Below are 15,180 nucleotides of genomic sequence, written 5' to 3'. Positions count from 1 at the left end.
GGATGTCGGACGACATGGTGAAGCCAAGAACAATCGTCGTTGGGCTGATCGGCATCGCCACACTGGCCGCGCTGCTCTGGGTCAGCTTTCGCCCGGATCCGGTTCCGGTCGATCTTCATACCGTGTCGTCGGGTCCATTGCAGGTGAGCATCGATATCGACGGCCGGACAAGGGTGCGCGAGTTGTATGAAATCGCGGCACCCATCGCCGGCGTGGCTCGGCGTTCGCCGGTTGCGGTGGGTGACCCGGTGATCGGCGGCGAGACCGTCGTCGCGATCGTCGATCCTGTCGCGCCCGGACTGCTTGATGTCCGCAGCAGGCTACAGGCCGACGCGCAGGTCAGCGAGGCCGAGGCGGCACTGCATGTCGCGGAAACCGACCTGCGCCGCGCGGTCGAGGAAAGGACCCACGCGCAATCCCGGTTCGACCGCGCCCGCACCCTTGTGGAACGCGGCGTCAGCAGCATATCCCAACTCGAAGATGCAACCCAGCGGCTGGCTGTGGCCGACGCGACGGTCGAGGCAGCGCATGCCCGCATCGATATGGCACGCGGGGCATTGGAGCGGGCCCGGGCCGAACTGATCGAACCAGACATGACCGAAACAGGTAATGGTGCCTGTTGCGTCCCCCTGCTGGCCCCGGCGGACGGGGTGGTTCTGTCCGTCGACGTGATCAGCGCGCGGCCTGTGACCGCAGGCACCCGTCTGGCGACCGTTGGCGATTTGCGGGACCTTGAGATTGTCGCCGAACTGCTGTCGAGCGAAGCCGTGCGGCTGGCCCCGGGCGCGCGGGCCATTGTCGAACGCTGGGGCGGTGATGCGCCCCTGGCGGCGCAGTTGCGGCGGATCGAACCAAAGGCGCGTACCGATGTGTCGGCCCTGGGAATCGAGGAACAGCGTGTAGTTGCGGTGTTCGATCTGACTTCAGCCCCTGCCGGACACGCGGATCTCGGCGACGGATTCTCGGTCTTTCTAAGGATCATCGAATGGGAAGCCGAAGATGCGCTCCAGATTCCGCTGAGCGCGACCTTCCGGGCTGGCGAAGGTTGGGCCGTGTTCATCGTGCGTGACGACATCGCGCATCAGCGCGCCGTATCGCTCGGGCGCAGTGCGGCCCGAACGGTGCAGGTCCTCGACGGACTTGTCGCCGGAGAGAGCGTCGTCACACATCCCTCAGACGATCTGGAGGACGGCGTCCGGGTCGTGCAACGCTAGAAGGAACCCGGCCGTCACAGGCCTGGTTGAACAGAGTCCAGGTTGAACACAGTCAGGGCGGAATCCCTTGCCTCAGACGCAGGTATGGTCCTTTTCCGGATCATCCGCCGCCATCGCTCCAGACATTTCAATCAGCTTTCCGGTTTCTGCCTGATACTGATCAAAGGCCTTCTGCAGGAACTCGGCCTGCACACGCTGCACTTCCGGCAGCGATTTGCAGTTCAACAGCGCGTGCTGGGTTTTGACATCCTCCTTGATGCGCTCTGCCACGAACGACGAGATTTCGCTGCCAAGGACCGCGACGTGTTCGAACCAGGCGGTACCCATCCTGGCCGCTGGGGACAGCGACTTGAACGCGACAAACGGATCGAATGTGTCCTGTGGTTGTTTTGAAGATTCGGTTTTCTGTTTCATCTCATTCTCCTCGGACTTTGTAGCCGATGACCCACAGAATAAAGACCAGCAAGCGAGTCCCACTTGATCCCTATCAACTGCTGTTGGTCCGCTGGTACACCGGCACGCCTTCGCTTGCGCCCCGGTGCGCGCAAGAAACCGCATGGCGCCGCAAGCGCCTTGATCTGCATCAATCCCAAGCAATGGAAATCTGTTTTCATGAAGATCCAACGCGCGGATCAGGGCAAGCGACATGGAACCGGTCGACGGCACCAAACACAGACAGACCACATTGTCGGATGACCAAAGCGCGGCCATTCAATTTCTTGAAGGCGGTGCGGGGCGCGACGCAACAGTGGAACGGATCGACACCCATGGTGCCTTGATCTTCCTGATCGGCCAGGAGGCGATGAAGATGAAACGCGCCGTAAAGTATGACTACATGGACCTGTCCACCGTCGAAAAACGCCGCGCGCTACTGAAGCGTGAATACGAACTGAACAGGGACGCCGCACCTTCGATCTATCGCGGGGTGCTGCCCCTGATCCGCAAGGCCGACGGCAGCATCGCATTCGGCGGCTCCGGCGAAGTGCTGGAGTGGGTGCTGACCATGCGCCGCTTTCCCAAGGAGGCGGAGCTGATCCATATCGCGAAACACGACGGCATCGGGGATGACCTGACCGCACGGCTGGGTGCGGCGGTCGCAAGCTACCACGCGGCGGCGCCCGTCAGACCGCTGGACGCCCATGCCCTGATCAAGGAAATCCTCGACGAACTTGACCGCGTGTTCGACACAATGCGCACCACTGTCGGTCAGGATGCGGCGAGGTTCCTGGCGGCAAGCCGCAAGATGCTGTCAGACCGGGCCGATCACCTCGGGCTGCGCAGTCTGCAGGGTCATGTCAGACGCTGTCACGGCGATCTGCACCTGCGCAATATCGTGATGATCGAAGGGGTCCCGACGCCCATTGACGCGCTTGAGTTCGACGAACGTCTCGGCACCTGCGATACCCTATACGATCTCGCATTTCTATTGATGGATCTTGACCACCTGGGAATGACGCATGCCGCGAATCTCGTGCTGAACGCCTACCTCAGCCGCGCCACGCCGGATTTATCCCAGACCGGGCTGTCGCTTCTGCCGCTTTACCTGTCCGTGCGTGCCGCGATCCGGGCGATGGTCGATGTCCAGACAGCCGCAGTCAACGACGCGCGCAAAGAGATGCAGGCGGACGCAAAGGCCTATCTTGCACAGGCGCTCGCATATCTCGCGCCGCCGCCGCCCATCCTCGTGGCCATCGGTGGCTATTCGGGAACGGGCAAGACGACGATCGCGCGCGCAATCTCGCACCGCATCGGGGCCAGTCCGGGTGCGGTACACATCCGAAGCGACGTGGTGCGCAAGACGCTGCTGCACCGGGATCCGCTCGACCGTCTCGGGCCGGACGGATACACGTCCGCGATCACAGGGCGCACTTATGCTGCAATCCGGGATCAGGCAGGACAGATCCTTCGGGAAGGCCATGCCGCGATTCTGGATGCGGTTCACAGCGATCCCAAGGCGCGCGCTGCTGCCGAGGATGTCGCAACGGCCGCAGGCTGCGGGTTCGTCGGCATCTGGCTGGACTCACCGACGCGGACAAGACAGGCCCGCGTCGCGTCACGGGGGCCGGATGCGTCGGACGCCGATGCTGCGGTCGTGCAGGCGCAGGAAGGCGCAGACCCGGGGGGCATCACGTGGCACAGGATCGATGCCGACCGGCCCGTGGAGGCGGTTATCGGGGCGATTTCGAACATTCTTGCCCCAGGTTCTGCCACCGCAAGAAAACGTGGGGACGCAAATGTGGGGTAATGCCGTCAAGGTTGCCCGCCTGCGTGGCATCGACATCAAGCTCGACGCGAGCTGGTTTCTGATTGCCGGGCTCATCGTCTGGAGTCTTGCCACAGCCTATTTTCCAGACCAGATGCCAGGCACCGATACCGCGACGCTGATCGTTTCGGCGGTCATCGCGATGCTGGGCCTGTTCGCATCTCTGGTCTTGCACGAACTGGCGCACGCCGAGATTGCAGGGCATTTCGGATTGCGTATCTCGGGTATTACCCTGTTTCTGTTCGGCGGCGTGGCGGAACTACAATCCGAGCCCGTGAGTGGCAAAAGCGAATTCTGGATCGCCATCGCCGGGCCGATTGCCAGTTTCTGCCTCGCGCTCGCGTTCTGGTTCAGTGCCTTGGTTGCCGAACTGCTCAGCGTGCCTGACCCGGCCCGTGTCGTGCTGTCCTACCTCGCAGTCCTGAACCTGGTCCTCTTCCTGTTCAATCTCCTGCCTGCATTTCCGATGGATGGCGGTCGGGTCCTGCGCGCCTGGCTCTGGACGCGGTCGGGTGATCTTTTGGCAGCGACCCGGCGCGCGGTCGGTGTTTCCGCGGCCTTTGCCTACGGGTTCATGGGCCTCGGGCTCTATGCCGCGTTCACCGGCACCGTGGCCGCCGGTCTGTGGCCCATCCTGATCGGCCTGTTCGTTCTGGCCACGTCACGGGCGGCACTGGCACAGCTTGAGACGAAGTCGGCCTTGCATGGCCGGACCGTTGCGGACCTGATGACCCGGAACCCCTGGACGGCACATCCCGAGCAGACCCTGTCGGTTCTCGTGAACCGGGTTTTCTTGGAGCATGGCATCAGCTTTGCCCCTGTCGTCGAAAACGGCGCGCTTCTCGGCTATGTCGATTTGCAGATCGTCCGCAAGATAGATCGGGAAAACTGGACAACCACGACCGTTGACGATGTGATCGAGAGCATCGGCCCCGACAATACCGTGCCGTCCCAGATGCCGGGTCTCGATCTGATGTCGCTTATATTCAAGACCGGAAAACGCAAGTTTCTCGTTGCTGACCGGAATAGACTGATCGGTGTGATCACGCTGTCCGATGTTCTGGCCCACCTCAGTGTTTTCCGGGAGGTCGCCGCCTCATCAGTCCACAAGATGGTCAAATGACCGGGGTTTTGCGATACATTCGGGCGTTAGTAACGGAATCGGATTTGCCACGATGAACATGGTCGATGACCGTGCCCTGCTTCTTGCGCTGCTGGACGCCGCAGTCGATGCGATCATCGTCTCGGACAGGGACGGAAAGATCCTGCGCCTGAACAAGGCCGCGGCAGCCCTTTTTGGTCATTCCACCGAGGCGCTGACGGGACAGAATGTCCGCGTCCTGATGCCGGGCGAAATGGCGGCGCGCCATGATAGGTTCATGCGTCATCATCTGGAGACAGGCGAAAAGCGCATCATCGGGATCGGGCGCGATGTCGAAGGACAGCGCGCCGATGGCAAGGTGTTCCCGCTGCACCTGTCGGTCGGACGCGCGGACATCGAAGGCGAGGTGGCGTTTGTGGCGATCTTGCACGATCAGACGCGCAGGAAAGCCGCAGAAGAGGCTGCGGCACGGTCCCAGCGCATGGACGCGATCGGCCAGATGACCGGCGGCATCGCCCATGACTTCAACAACCTGCTGACGGTCGTGATCGGCAACCTCGAATTGCTGGAAATGTCGGAGACGGCGGAAAAAAGCCGGGTGTTGATCTCGGACGCCCTGGAAGCGGCGGAACTGGGCGCCGACCTGACCTCGCGCCTGTTGGTGTTCGCAAGAAAGAGCGCCCTGCAATCCGATGTGATCGCGATGAACGACGCGGTTTCGCAATCCCTGGCCATGCTGAAGCGGACCATCGGGCCGCATATTTCTGTCGAGGCATCACTGGCCGACGACCTGTGGGCCGCGCGCGCGGACGCCACGCAGCTTCAGACCGCAGCGCTGAACCTCGCCCTCAACGCTCAGGACGCCATGCCGGGCGGTGGCAGGATCGTCCTTGAAACGCGCAACGTGACGCTCGATGACAGCTATATCGCCCAGGAAATAGGTGTCGGAACCGGGCGCTATGTCCGCCTGTCGGTCAGCGACACCGGGGAAGGCATGTCGTCAGAGGTTCGCAGCCACGCGATGGAACCATTTTTCACGACCAAGCCGACCGGTCAGGGCACCGGGCTGGGGCTGTCGATGGTCTACGGTTTTGTCAAACAATCGGGCGGCCACCTGACAATCTACAGTGAACCCGGTCAGGGCACGACGGTCAGCCTGTATTTTCCGGCGTTGATCGATGCAATGGAATACCTGAACGCCGCAGAAACCGATGATGATGCGCAGTCACAAATCGGGTCAGGGCAACTGGTCCTTGTGGTCGAGGACGACCCAAGGGTCCTGCGCCTGTCCGAGGCACGTCTGCTTTCCTTCGGTTTTCGCTGCGTGACCGCCACGAGCGGCGATGCCGCCTGGGATATTCTGAAAGATCGCGATGATATCACCCTGGTATTCACCGACCTCGTGATGCCGGGAAAGATGTCCGGTCATGACCTCGCAAAGAAGATCGCAAGGCACAAACCACAGGTACGGTTGTTGATGACATCGGGCTTTTCCGAAGGCGTGTTGCGCGGCGGACGGATCGGGGCGGAATTCGCGATCCTGCGCAAACCCTATCGTCAAGCGGACCTCGCCAAGGCGCTTCAGGCCGTGCTGGATGACCGGTGATCGCTCTCGACCGGACTCTCGGTCAGCATGTAGCCGATTCCACGCACCGTCTTGATCAACAGCGGGCGCGCGGGGTCCCTCTCGATCTTCTTGCGCAGGCGGGCGACCTGATTGTCGATGGTCCGGTCCAGCGGCGCCCAGTCCCCGCCGTCGATCAAATCCATCAGCCGGTCCCGCGACAGGGACCGTTTGGCGTTGCGGAGAAAGGCCGACAGCAGTTTGAAATCGGCGGTGGTCAGGTCGCAATCCTTACCCTCGCGGTCAGTCAGCACCAGACGGTCAAGATCGACCATCAATCCGTCAAGGTAGAGCAAACCATCGCCTTTCGGGTCATCCGCGGGCTGGCTGTACGCGCGCCCTTTGGTTCGGCGCAGAACCGCCCTGACCCGTGCCAACACTTCGCGGACATGAAAGGGTTTCGTCAGGTAATCATCTGCGCCAAGTTCCAGGCCGACGACGCGGTCGATGACGTCGTCCTTTCCGGTCACCATCATGATCGCTACGTCATGGCTGCGGCGGATGTCGCGGGCAATATCCAGCCCGTCCTCGGCACCAAGGTTGAGGTCAAGCGTCACAAGATCGGGCGGCGCGCCGACAAAGGCGCGGCGTACCCCTTCGCCGTTCTCAGCCTCGTCCACGGAAAAACCATCCTCTTCAAGGCATCGCCGAAGAAGAGTACGGATTTTGGGGTCGTCGTCGACCACAAGGACCTTTTTCTGAGCCATGGCAGGAATCCAAAGACTTCGCTGTGATGATACGCGGCGATGGTGAACATGACCAGCCGATGCTTCCTGATCGGCGGATAGATACAAATTGATACGAAGCGATACCTCCGCGCGCGGATGCCTGTGACGTGTCGACAGGAATGTGGTCGCGAACCAACTGGGGGACGCTTCATGTATGTCACACTTCCAACCGAACAGGCACCCGCATTCCTTGCCGCCGATACTGGCCTGCTGCGAGAGCCCCGGGCAAAAACCCGGAATCAAAGACAGGTTGAAACCGGTGCGCATCTGTTCCGCGAAGGCGACGACGCCGACCATATCTATGAGGTCAAGTCCGGAATCCTGCGTCTGACGCGGGTCCTTGAAAACGGCAGGCGCCAGGTCATCGCCTTTGGTTTGCCCGGCGACATCGTCGGTTTTCCGAACGGCGATCTGCACCATACCGATTGCGATGTGATTGCAAGCGCCGAAATCGTTGCGCACCGCCGACGCGTCCTTGAGACCGGCGAAGGCGATCACGAGACGCATCAGCACCTGCTGCGCGCGGCTCTGCGTGAAATCAGCGCCATCCAGGACCATTTCATGATGTTGGCGTGCAAATCTGCGATGGAAAAGGTCGCATCCTTCCTGGTTGTCCTGTCGCAACGCACCGGGAACCCGATCGGCGACTACACGACTTTTTCGCTTGCGATGAGCCGCGCCGACATTGCCGATTTTCTGGGCCTGACCGTCGAAACCGTCAGCCGGATGCTCACCCGGCTGCGTCGGCAAGGGACGATCACGCTGGAAACGCCGAAAACAGTACTGGTTCTAGATATGGAAAGTCTGATCAATGCCTCGCAGACCGACGATTAGCACCATCGGTCAATAGGCGCCGTCCTGCAGCAGATGGTCGTGCCCCAGTTCCTCGAGACCGCTGGCGATGTCGTCAGCAGCCATCGGATGCGACAAGAGATACCGTGATGTCGGGGTATCCGACCGCTCGGTCGCCAGGGCCAGTGCTTCGTCCCAATCCTCCTGCCCGAAATCGCCGCGTCCGACCCACATCAAGGCCACCAGCTCGTACTGGTGTTCCGGGTCGATGCCGTCGATCTCTTCGACCAGTTCGCCGTGCATCGCATCGGTGTCCACCTCCTCGTTCAGGGTGATGTGGTGGCCCCCTGCGACCGCGTTGTCACGGGCGTCCCTTGGGGTATCCTCGTCTCCAAGCGAGGTCGCCCGCATCTTGAAAAGCAGGCGGCGCAGGTATCCCGGTTCGATCGTCAGTACATTTACCATGTCATTCCCCATTGCTTGGCACCCTCAGTCCGGCCACAGATCGCGCAGCGATTGCGGAAGACATGCCTTGATGTCCCGGATTTCGCCTTCGGATATCTTGTCATCAAGTGTTCGAAACACGGCCGCGATGTCTTTGGTGCCGCGCCAGTCCTGAACGTCACCGACCTGATCCTCGATCGCGGATACGAAGTGTTCGAGCTTCCTGTCGCGGACCGGCACATGTGAGGGCTGCCACCCCTCGAAAAACATGCCCCGGATCAGCAAGGGCATCTGCGCCGAAAGCTGCGCCACCTCGTCATGGCCCAGATGATCCCGGATCTGCACCAGCGTCACGCGCAGCAGGCGCAGCGCATCCCGGCTGCTGCTCCAGTCCAACCGTTCGCGCAGTTCGTTGATCCATTCATGCGTCAGTTGCACCGTGTGGTCGATCACTTCCAATCCCTGAGCAGACATGATGTCCTCCTAGTTCGGGTCGCGTTCAATGGGGCGCATTTCGCTGTTCGGCGCGGGGCCGGCGGTGCCCGTCAGACGTTCGAAAAGCGCAGTCGTCATTCCGCCGATCCCCAGAAGAACCAGGGCGAAATTCGCCATCCATCCCAACACCGGAATGAAATTCAGCAACGCCAAGAGTGCCACGGCGATCACCAGTGCGAGCAGTCGCAACCAGATCTCCGGATTCTCGGCAGCGCCGAGGCCGCGCATCGCGCGCATTGCCAGAAAGTAGGCCCCGAGGAGGTATCCCAGGGTCCAGACCAGCAGGGTGGCCAGCAATACGATCGGCACAAGCGGAAGGCCAACAACTGTCAGGGCGCTGATCGGCACCAGCCCGACGAGCACCGAAAGTCCGATCACACCCGACAGCAGCGCCATCCCAGGTCGCGCATCGATGCTGCGGCGCAGATGGCGCACCTGTTCAGGGGCAAGCGTCAGGAACAAGGCGCCGGTGACGACGAAAAACCCCAGCGTGACCAGAAACCCACTCAGAAAGGACAGGAACGTCGGCAGCACGGGATATTCCCAATCCGACCACATGTCCCGCGCACCTCTCATCATCTCGCTGCGCTGGTAGGGCTGGTAAGAGACGCGCTCGGCAGAGACCACACGCCCGGGGATCTCGAGGCGCGCGGGTGCCGAATAGGTCAACGTCCCCCCGATGCGGGCATCTGGCCCGAACACCAGCGTTTCGCCCGCGAGCAGGACATCGCCGGACACTTCGGAATTGAGGGTCACCTTGCCCCCTGCGGCCGCCAGCGCGCCCAGGACCGGCCCGTCGATGGTGACACGCCCCCCGGCGAGGCGTGCGTTGCCCGCAATTCGGGCCCCGGAACCGACCCTGACGCTAAATCCCGATGCCGTCAGGTCGCCGCCCACTGTCTGGCGCAGGCTGACCGAGAACCCCATCGCATAGAGATCGCCGCCCGTCGTTGCATTCACGTCGACATCGAACCCGGCTGCATGGGCGTCCTGTGCCACGCTGCCGTCCAGCGACACGGTGGCGCCGGCTGCAAGAACATCGCGGCCGGCCTGAAGCGGTGAACTCGTCTCGCCGGCACGCAAGACATCGCCGCCGATGACACGGTCCGGAGTATCCCCGAAAACAGGCCCCGCAAGGCTCAGCAACACTCCGGCAAACAAGGCGCCCTTCAGTCCCAACGTTGCATCCCCTTCCGGTTGATCTCTTTCGAAGAGGATGCAGCCGTTCGCCTGCATGCCAATTGATCGGGATCAACTGGCCCCGGCGAATCCGCCGTAAATCTGTTCGTGCCGACAAACGGCACGCACATCGTCAGAACGGAGGTCTTTGAAATGTCGAAGAAGAATAACACGCGCGAGGCGCCCGCCGATCCGGTCGGATGGGCGTTGATCCAGTCCTTTCAGGCCGAGTTGAGCCGCATGGTCGATCGGTTCAACAGTGGAGCGTTTGGGGGCGATCACAAGCTCATGCCGGTTCTCGACATCGCCGAAACCGAGGATGCCGTCGAAATAACGGCGGAAATGCCCGGGGTGAAGTCCGAGGATCTGGAGGTCTCGATCTCGGATGAGACGCTGATCCTGAAGGGCCAGAAGAGCGATACGCGGGAGGACCGCAGCAAGGATTGGCATCATGTCGAACGCAGCTTCGGCAGTTTTCGCCGCCACGTGCCGCTGGGATTCGCGCCAAAGGACGGGAAGGTCGATGCCAAGCTCGAGGGCGGCGTCTTGACGCTGCGTATCGCGAAACCTGCCGACGCCGTCGGAACCGTCAGAAAAATCGCCATCGCCCGAGCCTGAGCCCAACACGGATCACGTTCGCACGCGACCGGGCTGCAACCAGGGCAGAGGGGCCCGCGGCGTGCGTGTGACGTGCCAAACCAAACGGGTCATCCGAAAGGTTCCATCGGGACACATGAAGCAGCAGCGAGGACTCGGATGAACCACGGCAAGGATTTCCAACCGCAGCTTCCTCCTCTGCCTGCCGCGCCGCATGCCCGGAGTGTGCGCGACACGATCCATTCGCTGGGAACAAGTTTGACATCCGGTTTGGCGTCATCGGAGGTTCTGAACAGGCGTGCGCGCTTGGGGGCAAACATCCTGGCCCAGCGAAAGCCGATCAGCCTCGCCCGATTGATACGTCACCAGTTCGAGAGCGCCGTTGTCCTTCTCCTTGCTGCCGCCGCCACTGTCGCTACGGCCTTCGGCGACTGGAAGGAAGGCATCGCAATCGGTCTGGTTCTGCTGATCAATGGTGTGATCGGATTCTTCACCGAGCTGCGTGCCGCACGTTCAATGGAGGCGTTGAGGCGTCTGGGCAACCTGACGACGCGTGTGCGCAGGGAGGGGCGGACCTCCTTGCTGCCTGCAGAAGACCTTGTCCCGGGTGATGTCGTGCTCCTTGAGGGGGGTGACATTGTGACCGCCGATTTGAGGCTCGCCGAAAGCTCGAACCTCGCGGCGGATGAATCCGCCTTGACCGGTGAATCGCTGTCGGTCGAGAAAGGTACGGCTTCGGTCGCCGCCGATAGCCTCATCGCTGACCGAAGCAGCATGGTGTTCAAGGGTACGGCCATCACCCGCGGAAGCGCCGTCGGCATCGTTGTGGCAACGGGGCTGCACTCGGAGCTTGGTCAGATCTCCCAACTTGTCGAGGAGGCCGCTCCGGATCATTCGCCGCTGGAGCGTCAGCTTCAGAAACTTGGCGGGCAATTGATCTGGTTCACGCTCGCCATTGTCTTCGCGCTGGGCATCGTGGGCGTGCTTCAGGGCGAAGACGTCCTTTTGATGGTCGAGGCCTCGATTGCGCTCGCGGTGGCGGCGATACCCGAAGGCCTGCCCGTTGTCGCAACCATGGCGCTGGCGCGGGGAATGTGGCGCATGGCGCGGCACAATGCTCTGATCGAGCGCCTGTCGGCCGTCGAAACACTCGGTGCGACGACAGTGATCTTTACCGACAAGACAGGAACGCTGACTGAAAACAGCCTGCAACTTCAGGAGATTGATTGTCCCGAGGCACTGTATCGGTTCAACGAGGACACCGATCGGTTCGAACGCGCGGGCAACGAAAGCCGGGACAAAGGCCATGCGTGTCTGCACGAAATCCTGACGGCGGGCGTGTTATGCAACAACGCGGAATTGAGTGCGCACGACGGCAAGCACACCGGCGACCCCCTGGAACAGGCCCTGCTGACTGGCGCGGGCGCTGAGGGGCTGGAAAGATCGTCACTCATCGAGCGGTTCCCCCGGGTTCGCGAAATCGCTTTCGACTCCACGTCAAAACTCATGGCGACGGTCCACAAGTCCGACACCGGTATCGACATGTGGGTCAAAGGGGCCCCGGAGGCTGTCCTGGACGCATGCACGTCACTCAACGGGTCCGAAGGCGGATCGAATGCCATGACACCTGAGAGCATGGCGATCTGGAGAACCCGCACGAATGATATGGCCGCACGCGGAATGCGGGTTCTGGCGGTTGCGAAACGACATTTGGCCTCAGCGGACGCCGCAGGTTATTCTGACCTGACGTTTCTGGGGTTGCTGGGATTGTACGATCCGCCAAGAGCGGATGTTCCAGATGCCATCGCACAATGCCGATCGGCCGGAATCCGGGTAATCATGATGACCGGCGATCACGCGGTGACGGCCAGGAACATCGCGACGTCGGTTGGTCTTGCAGACCATGACCCGATCGTGATCGGGGGGCGAAGCCTGCGCCCGATTGATGAGATGTCGGAGGCGGAGACAGCGGCGCTGCGGAAAGCGGATGTCTTTGCCCGCGTCAGCCCGGCCCAGAAGCTTGCTCTGATCTCGGTTTACCAGAACGACGGTCATATCGTTGCAATGACGGGCGACGGCGTCAACGACGCACCCGCCTTGAAGCAAGCGGATATCGGCGTGGCAATGGGATTGCGGGGCACACAGGTCGCCAGGGAGGCTGCCGCGATGGTTCTGCGCGACGATGCCTTCGCCTCGATCGTGTCCGCCATCCGTGAGGGCCGGGTGATCTTCCGCAACATCCAGAAGTTCGTGACGTATCTTCTGTCCTGCAATCTCAGCGAGATCCTGGTCGTGGGCGCGGCCATTCTCTCCGGCCTGCCCTTGCCACTCTTGCCGCTCCAGATCCTATTTTTGAACCTGGTCACGGATGTTTTCCCCGCGTTTGCCCTTGGGGCCAGCGAAGGCAGCGACAAAATCCTGCGCCGGCCGCCACGCGATCCCCGCAAACCCATCGTGACCCGACAATTATGGATCGCGATCGTGCTTCATAGTCTGACAATCTCCGCCGCAACCCTCGCAGCGTTCCTCGTTGCGCAGACGTCGCTCGGCATGACTCCCGACGAGGCGGTCACAGTCTCTTTCCTGACCCTTGCGCTGGCTCAGCTTTGGCATGTCTTCAACATGCGCGACCCCAGATCGCATCTGCTCTTCAACGAGATAACCCGAAACAAATACGTCTGGGGCGCCATCGCGCTCAGCGTCGGGTTGCTGTTGCTGGTCCTGTTCATTCCCGTTGCGGCAGATGCCCTCGACCTTGCGGCACCTGACGCTGACGCATGGCTCCTCGTCGTCGGGATGAGCCTTGTGCCGCTCGTCACAGGTCAGGCGGTGAAAATCGGCTCGGCCGTGCGGTACCGAAAGCTGCACAAGATCGGCTGATCCAGAGCAACGCTCGTGGTGGCAGGTTCGATCAGATATCACGTCTGGTGAAGGTAGATTCCCGGTGCCGCGCAGAACGCCGGGTACTTTCCGGCCGCCGGGGCACCGCCGGATGGTCTTGCCCGTGTGTCACACCTTCAGATGTATCGGGTTGCACTGTCAATGAAGTGGGTTCCGCCTTTTGGCAGACAACCTGCCTCATCCCCTTAGACATCATTGACAGACAGGAGGGCAGGCAATGCTCATTGGATACGCACGGACTTCGACGCTGGAACAACAGGCAGGCTTTGAGGCACAGGCAGCACAGTTGGCAGCAATCGGCTGCGAGAAGGTCTGGAAGGAACAGACAAGCTCGGTAGGCAACCGCCCAGCGCTCTCGGACGCATTGGAGTTCTGCCGGGACGGTGATGTGTTCATTGTCACCAAACTGGACAGGATGGCCAGGTCTGTACGGCACCTTGGAGAGATCGTTGAACAGTTGGAGGCCAAGGGCGTCGGTCTTCGCATCCTTGATCTTGGTTTGGACACAACCAACGCAACCGGAAAGCTGATGCTCAATGTGCTTGGCTCGGTCGCTCAGTTTGAGCGGGAAATGATGCTGGAACGTCAGAAGGAAGGCATTGCCAAAGCCAAGGCTGAGGGACGCTACAAGGGTCGCAGTCCCACGGCACGACGTATGAAGCCACAAGCAAGGGAACTTGCGTCGCAGGGAATGAGTAAACGACGGATCGCCGCCAAGCTGGGTATGTCAGAAAGGTCAGTCTACAGAATTGTGTGAACACTCGGCGGGAGGCTTTCGCTGCCTGCCGTCCGTTCTTCCAAATCACGAATCTCGTCGGGCGGGCACAAAAGAAACAGATCGCTGCAAAGTCGATACAAATCTGGTCACAGTATGGAAGTCCATATCTTATGAAGCTTCAAAGTCAGAAACCAATATATTGAATTTTTTAGGATTTCTGGTGCCCCCACACGGAACCAACCCATTGTTTTAGAAAGTATTTTCTTGTTCTATATTGCATTTATCCCCCTAAAAATTGGGCCTTTTCTGTCCGGTGTTGTCTTGCCCTGTCCGTCCGCATCCACTAACCTAGGGTGGATATTTAGGGGGATATAAATTGCGGGCGACCAACAGGCTTTCTTCGCAATTCCTGAAAACCGCGTCGGTGGGTAAGCATTGTGATGGCGCTGGCCTTTGGCTGGTGAAGCGCGAGGATGGCGGGGCGCAACGGGAACTCCATATGCAGCTGGTCGATCCGGTGCATGAGTTTCAGATCCGCATCCCCGACCGGCTGAGGCTGGTAGTAGATGCTGCCACGGCTGATCCCGAGAACCCTGGCTTGGCGCGACAGGCTCAGCTTTGCGTTCCGATCGATCATCTTCTTGCGCTCGGCAGCAGACCCGCTTTGCCAAGCGCGCCGGACAAAAAATCGTCCTCCAGCGTCAGATCTCCGATCTTCGCATGCAGGGTCTTCATGTCGACTTTCGGTTCCGGGTCGTCTTTTGCGGTCTCGCCAAAAACGCCGGTCGCCCCTTCCAGGAGCTGGTCCCGCCACTGCTTGATTTAGTTCGGGTGCAGGTCGAAATCCTACGCCAGCTCGACCAAGGTCTTCTCACCCTTGATCGCTGCAACCGCCACTTTCGCATTGAACGCCGGGCTGTGATTCCGGCGCGGTCGTCTTGCCATGGGTCTTCTCCTCGCTCGCAGCATCATGCCGCTGTTGCACGGAAGATCCACTTATCCCGGCTGTTCAGATTTCCCCAGCCTCCTCTTCATGCCGTCGTTATTCGCCGTTGATCCGCGCAGATCTCGTCACGCCTCTGTGATTTGCGAGTCGGGAAACGTGGCGTGTGGACCTTCTCTG

General features: G+C 61.0%; 13 protein-coding genes and 2 pseudogenes. 9 read left to right on the top strand and 6 right to left on the bottom strand.

Annotated elements, in window-relative coordinates:
* The first annotated feature begins 2 nt into the window (after positions 1 to 2).
* Complete coding sequence (locus FOY53_RS13545) at positions 3 to 1,214, top strand: efflux RND transporter periplasmic adaptor subunit (protein ID WP_246107398.1); 1,212 nt, start codon at positions 3 to 5, stop codon at positions 1,212 to 1,214.
* Between the two features lie 72 nt (positions 1,215 to 1,286).
* Here FOY53_RS13545 and FOY53_RS23740 read toward each other — a convergent pair whose 3' ends face one another.
* Entirely contained in the window at positions 1,287 to 1,862 is a 576-nt protein-coding gene (locus FOY53_RS23740) for a phasin family protein (RefSeq protein WP_246107397.1), read from the bottom strand.
* Here FOY53_RS23740 and FOY53_RS13535 point away from each other — a divergent pair.
* From FOY53_RS13535 to FOY53_RS13525, 3 genes are read left to right on the top strand one after another with little or no spacing between them, the layout of a single operon-like run.
* Positions 1,861 to 3,459, top strand: a complete 1,599-nt coding sequence (locus FOY53_RS13535) for a bifunctional aminoglycoside phosphotransferase/ATP-binding protein (protein ID WP_146589713.1) — start codon at positions 1,861 to 1,863, stop codon at positions 3,457 to 3,459. The genes FOY53_RS23740 and FOY53_RS13535 overlap by 2 nt on opposite strands.
* Positions 3,449 to 4,600, top strand: coding sequence for a site-2 protease family protein (locus FOY53_RS13530; RefSeq protein WP_146589711.1), 1,152 nt, complete (start codon positions 3,449 to 3,451; stop codon positions 4,598 to 4,600). Before FOY53_RS13535 ends, FOY53_RS13530 begins: the two co-directional genes overlap by 11 nt.
* Before the next feature lie 58 nt (positions 4,601 to 4,658).
* Positions 4,659 to 6,185, top strand: a complete 1,527-nt coding sequence (locus FOY53_RS13525) for a PAS domain S-box protein (protein WP_246107396.1) — start codon at positions 4,659 to 4,661, stop codon at positions 6,183 to 6,185.
* Here FOY53_RS13525 and FOY53_RS13520 read toward each other — a convergent pair.
* Positions 6,161 to 6,910 (bottom strand): response regulator, encoded by a 750-nt coding sequence (locus FOY53_RS13520; RefSeq protein WP_146589706.1) that lies wholly within the window; start codon positions 6,908 to 6,910, stop codon positions 6,161 to 6,163. The two genes, FOY53_RS13525 and FOY53_RS13520, sit on opposite strands and share 25 nt — an antisense overlap.
* 117 nt (positions 6,911 to 7,027) lie before the next feature.
* Here FOY53_RS13520 and FOY53_RS23735 point away from each other — a divergent pair.
* Both FOY53_RS23735 and FOY53_RS23730 read left to right on the top strand, forming a co-directional pair.
* A pseudogene (locus tag FOY53_RS23735) lies at positions 7,028 to 7,312 on the top strand (cyclic nucleotide-binding domain-containing protein); the annotation flags it as partial.
* A gap of 180 nt (positions 7,313 to 7,492) precedes the next feature.
* A complete protein-coding gene (locus FOY53_RS23730; RefSeq protein WP_246107405.1) occupies positions 7,493 to 7,765 on the top strand; it encodes a helix-turn-helix domain-containing protein in 273 nt (90 codons plus the stop codon).
* Between the two features lie 9 nt (positions 7,766 to 7,774).
* Here the strand turns inward: FOY53_RS23730 and FOY53_RS13510 are convergent, their stop codons facing one another.
* Genes FOY53_RS13510 through FOY53_RS13500 form a run of 3 tightly spaced genes read right to left on the bottom strand, consistent with a single transcriptional unit; the run spans position 7,775 to position 9,841 of the window.
* Positions 7,775 to 8,188: a DUF3775 domain-containing protein gene (locus FOY53_RS13510; protein ID WP_186766610.1), complete on the bottom strand. Its 414-nt coding sequence runs from the start codon at positions 8,186 to 8,188 to the stop codon at positions 7,775 to 7,777.
* A gap of 24 nt (positions 8,189 to 8,212) precedes the next feature.
* Positions 8,213 to 8,641, bottom strand: coding sequence for a DUF2267 domain-containing protein (locus FOY53_RS13505; RefSeq protein WP_146589700.1), 429 nt, complete (start codon positions 8,639 to 8,641; stop codon positions 8,213 to 8,215).
* A 9-nt stretch (positions 8,642 to 8,650) separates the two neighbouring features.
* Complete coding sequence (locus tag FOY53_RS13500; protein ID WP_146589698.1) at positions 8,651 to 9,841, bottom strand: DUF8173 domain-containing protein; 1,191 nt, start codon at positions 9,839 to 9,841, stop codon at positions 8,651 to 8,653.
* A gap of 153 nt (positions 9,842 to 9,994) precedes the next feature.
* Here FOY53_RS13500 and FOY53_RS13495 point away from each other — a divergent pair, with 153 nt between their 5' ends.
* The 3 genes from FOY53_RS13495 to FOY53_RS13485 all read left to right on the top strand — a co-directional run bounded on the left by FOY53_RS13495 (position 9,995) and on the right by FOY53_RS13485 (position 14,096).
* Entirely contained in the window at positions 9,995 to 10,459 is a 465-nt protein-coding gene (locus FOY53_RS13495; protein WP_146589696.1) for an Hsp20/alpha crystallin family protein, read from the top strand.
* Positions 10,460 to 10,597: 138 nt separating this feature from the next.
* Positions 10,598 to 13,318, top strand: coding sequence for a cation-translocating P-type ATPase (locus FOY53_RS13490; protein ID WP_146589694.1), 2,721 nt, complete (start codon positions 10,598 to 10,600; stop codon positions 13,316 to 13,318).
* A gap of 238 nt (positions 13,319 to 13,556) precedes the next feature.
* Positions 13,557 to 14,096 (top strand): recombinase family protein, encoded by a 540-nt coding sequence (locus FOY53_RS13485; RefSeq protein WP_146589692.1) that lies wholly within the window; start codon positions 13,557 to 13,559, stop codon positions 14,094 to 14,096.
* A 448-nt stretch (positions 14,097 to 14,544) separates the two neighbouring features.
* Here FOY53_RS13485 and FOY53_RS23725 read toward each other — a convergent pair.
* Positions 14,545 to 15,002, bottom strand: a pseudogene (locus tag FOY53_RS23725) (transposase family protein); the annotation flags it as partial.
* Between the last annotated feature and the right edge of the window lie 178 nt (positions 15,003 to 15,180).

The sequence above is a fragment of the Puniceibacterium confluentis genome, from assembly GCF_007923445.1.
In the GTDB taxonomy this organism is placed as follows: domain Bacteria; phylum Pseudomonadota; class Alphaproteobacteria; order Rhodobacterales; family Rhodobacteraceae; genus Puniceibacterium; species Puniceibacterium confluentis.
This window is presented reverse-complemented; position numbering and strand designations above follow the sequence as displayed.

Coding starts and splice junctions, on each gene's coding strand:
- FOY53_RS13545 (WP_246107398.1), top strand. CDS start 3: ATGTCGGACGACATGGTGAAGCCAAGAACAATCGTCGTTGGGCTGATC.
- FOY53_RS13535 (WP_146589713.1), top strand. CDS start 1,861: ATGGAACCGGTCGACGGCACCAAACACAGACAGACCACATTGTCGGAT.
- FOY53_RS23740 (WP_246107397.1), bottom strand. CDS start 1,862: ATGTCGCTTGCCCTGATCCGCGCGTTGGATCTTCATGAAAACAGATTT.
- FOY53_RS13530 (WP_146589711.1), top strand. CDS start 3,449: ATGTGGGGTAATGCCGTCAAGGTTGCCCGCCTGCGTGGCATCGACATC.
- FOY53_RS13525 (WP_246107396.1), top strand. CDS start 4,659: ATGGTCGATGACCGTGCCCTGCTTCTTGCGCTGCTGGACGCCGCAGTC.
- FOY53_RS13520 (WP_146589706.1), bottom strand. CDS start 6,910: ATGGCTCAGAAAAAGGTCCTTGTGGTCGACGACGACCCCAAAATCCGT.
- FOY53_RS23730 (WP_246107405.1), top strand. CDS start 7,493: ATGATGTTGGCGTGCAAATCTGCGATGGAAAAGGTCGCATCCTTCCTG.
- FOY53_RS13510 (WP_186766610.1), bottom strand. CDS start 8,188: ATGGTAAATGTACTGACGATCGAACCGGGATACCTGCGCCGCCTGCTT.
- FOY53_RS13505 (WP_146589700.1), bottom strand. CDS start 8,641: ATGTCTGCTCAGGGATTGGAAGTGATCGACCACACGGTGCAACTGACG.
- FOY53_RS13495 (WP_146589696.1), top strand. CDS start 9,995: ATGTCGAAGAAGAATAACACGCGCGAGGCGCCCGCCGATCCGGTCGGA.
- FOY53_RS13490 (WP_146589694.1), top strand. CDS start 10,598: ATGAACCACGGCAAGGATTTCCAACCGCAGCTTCCTCCTCTGCCTGCC.
- FOY53_RS13485 (WP_146589692.1), top strand. CDS start 13,557: ATGCTCATTGGATACGCACGGACTTCGACGCTGGAACAACAGGCAGGC.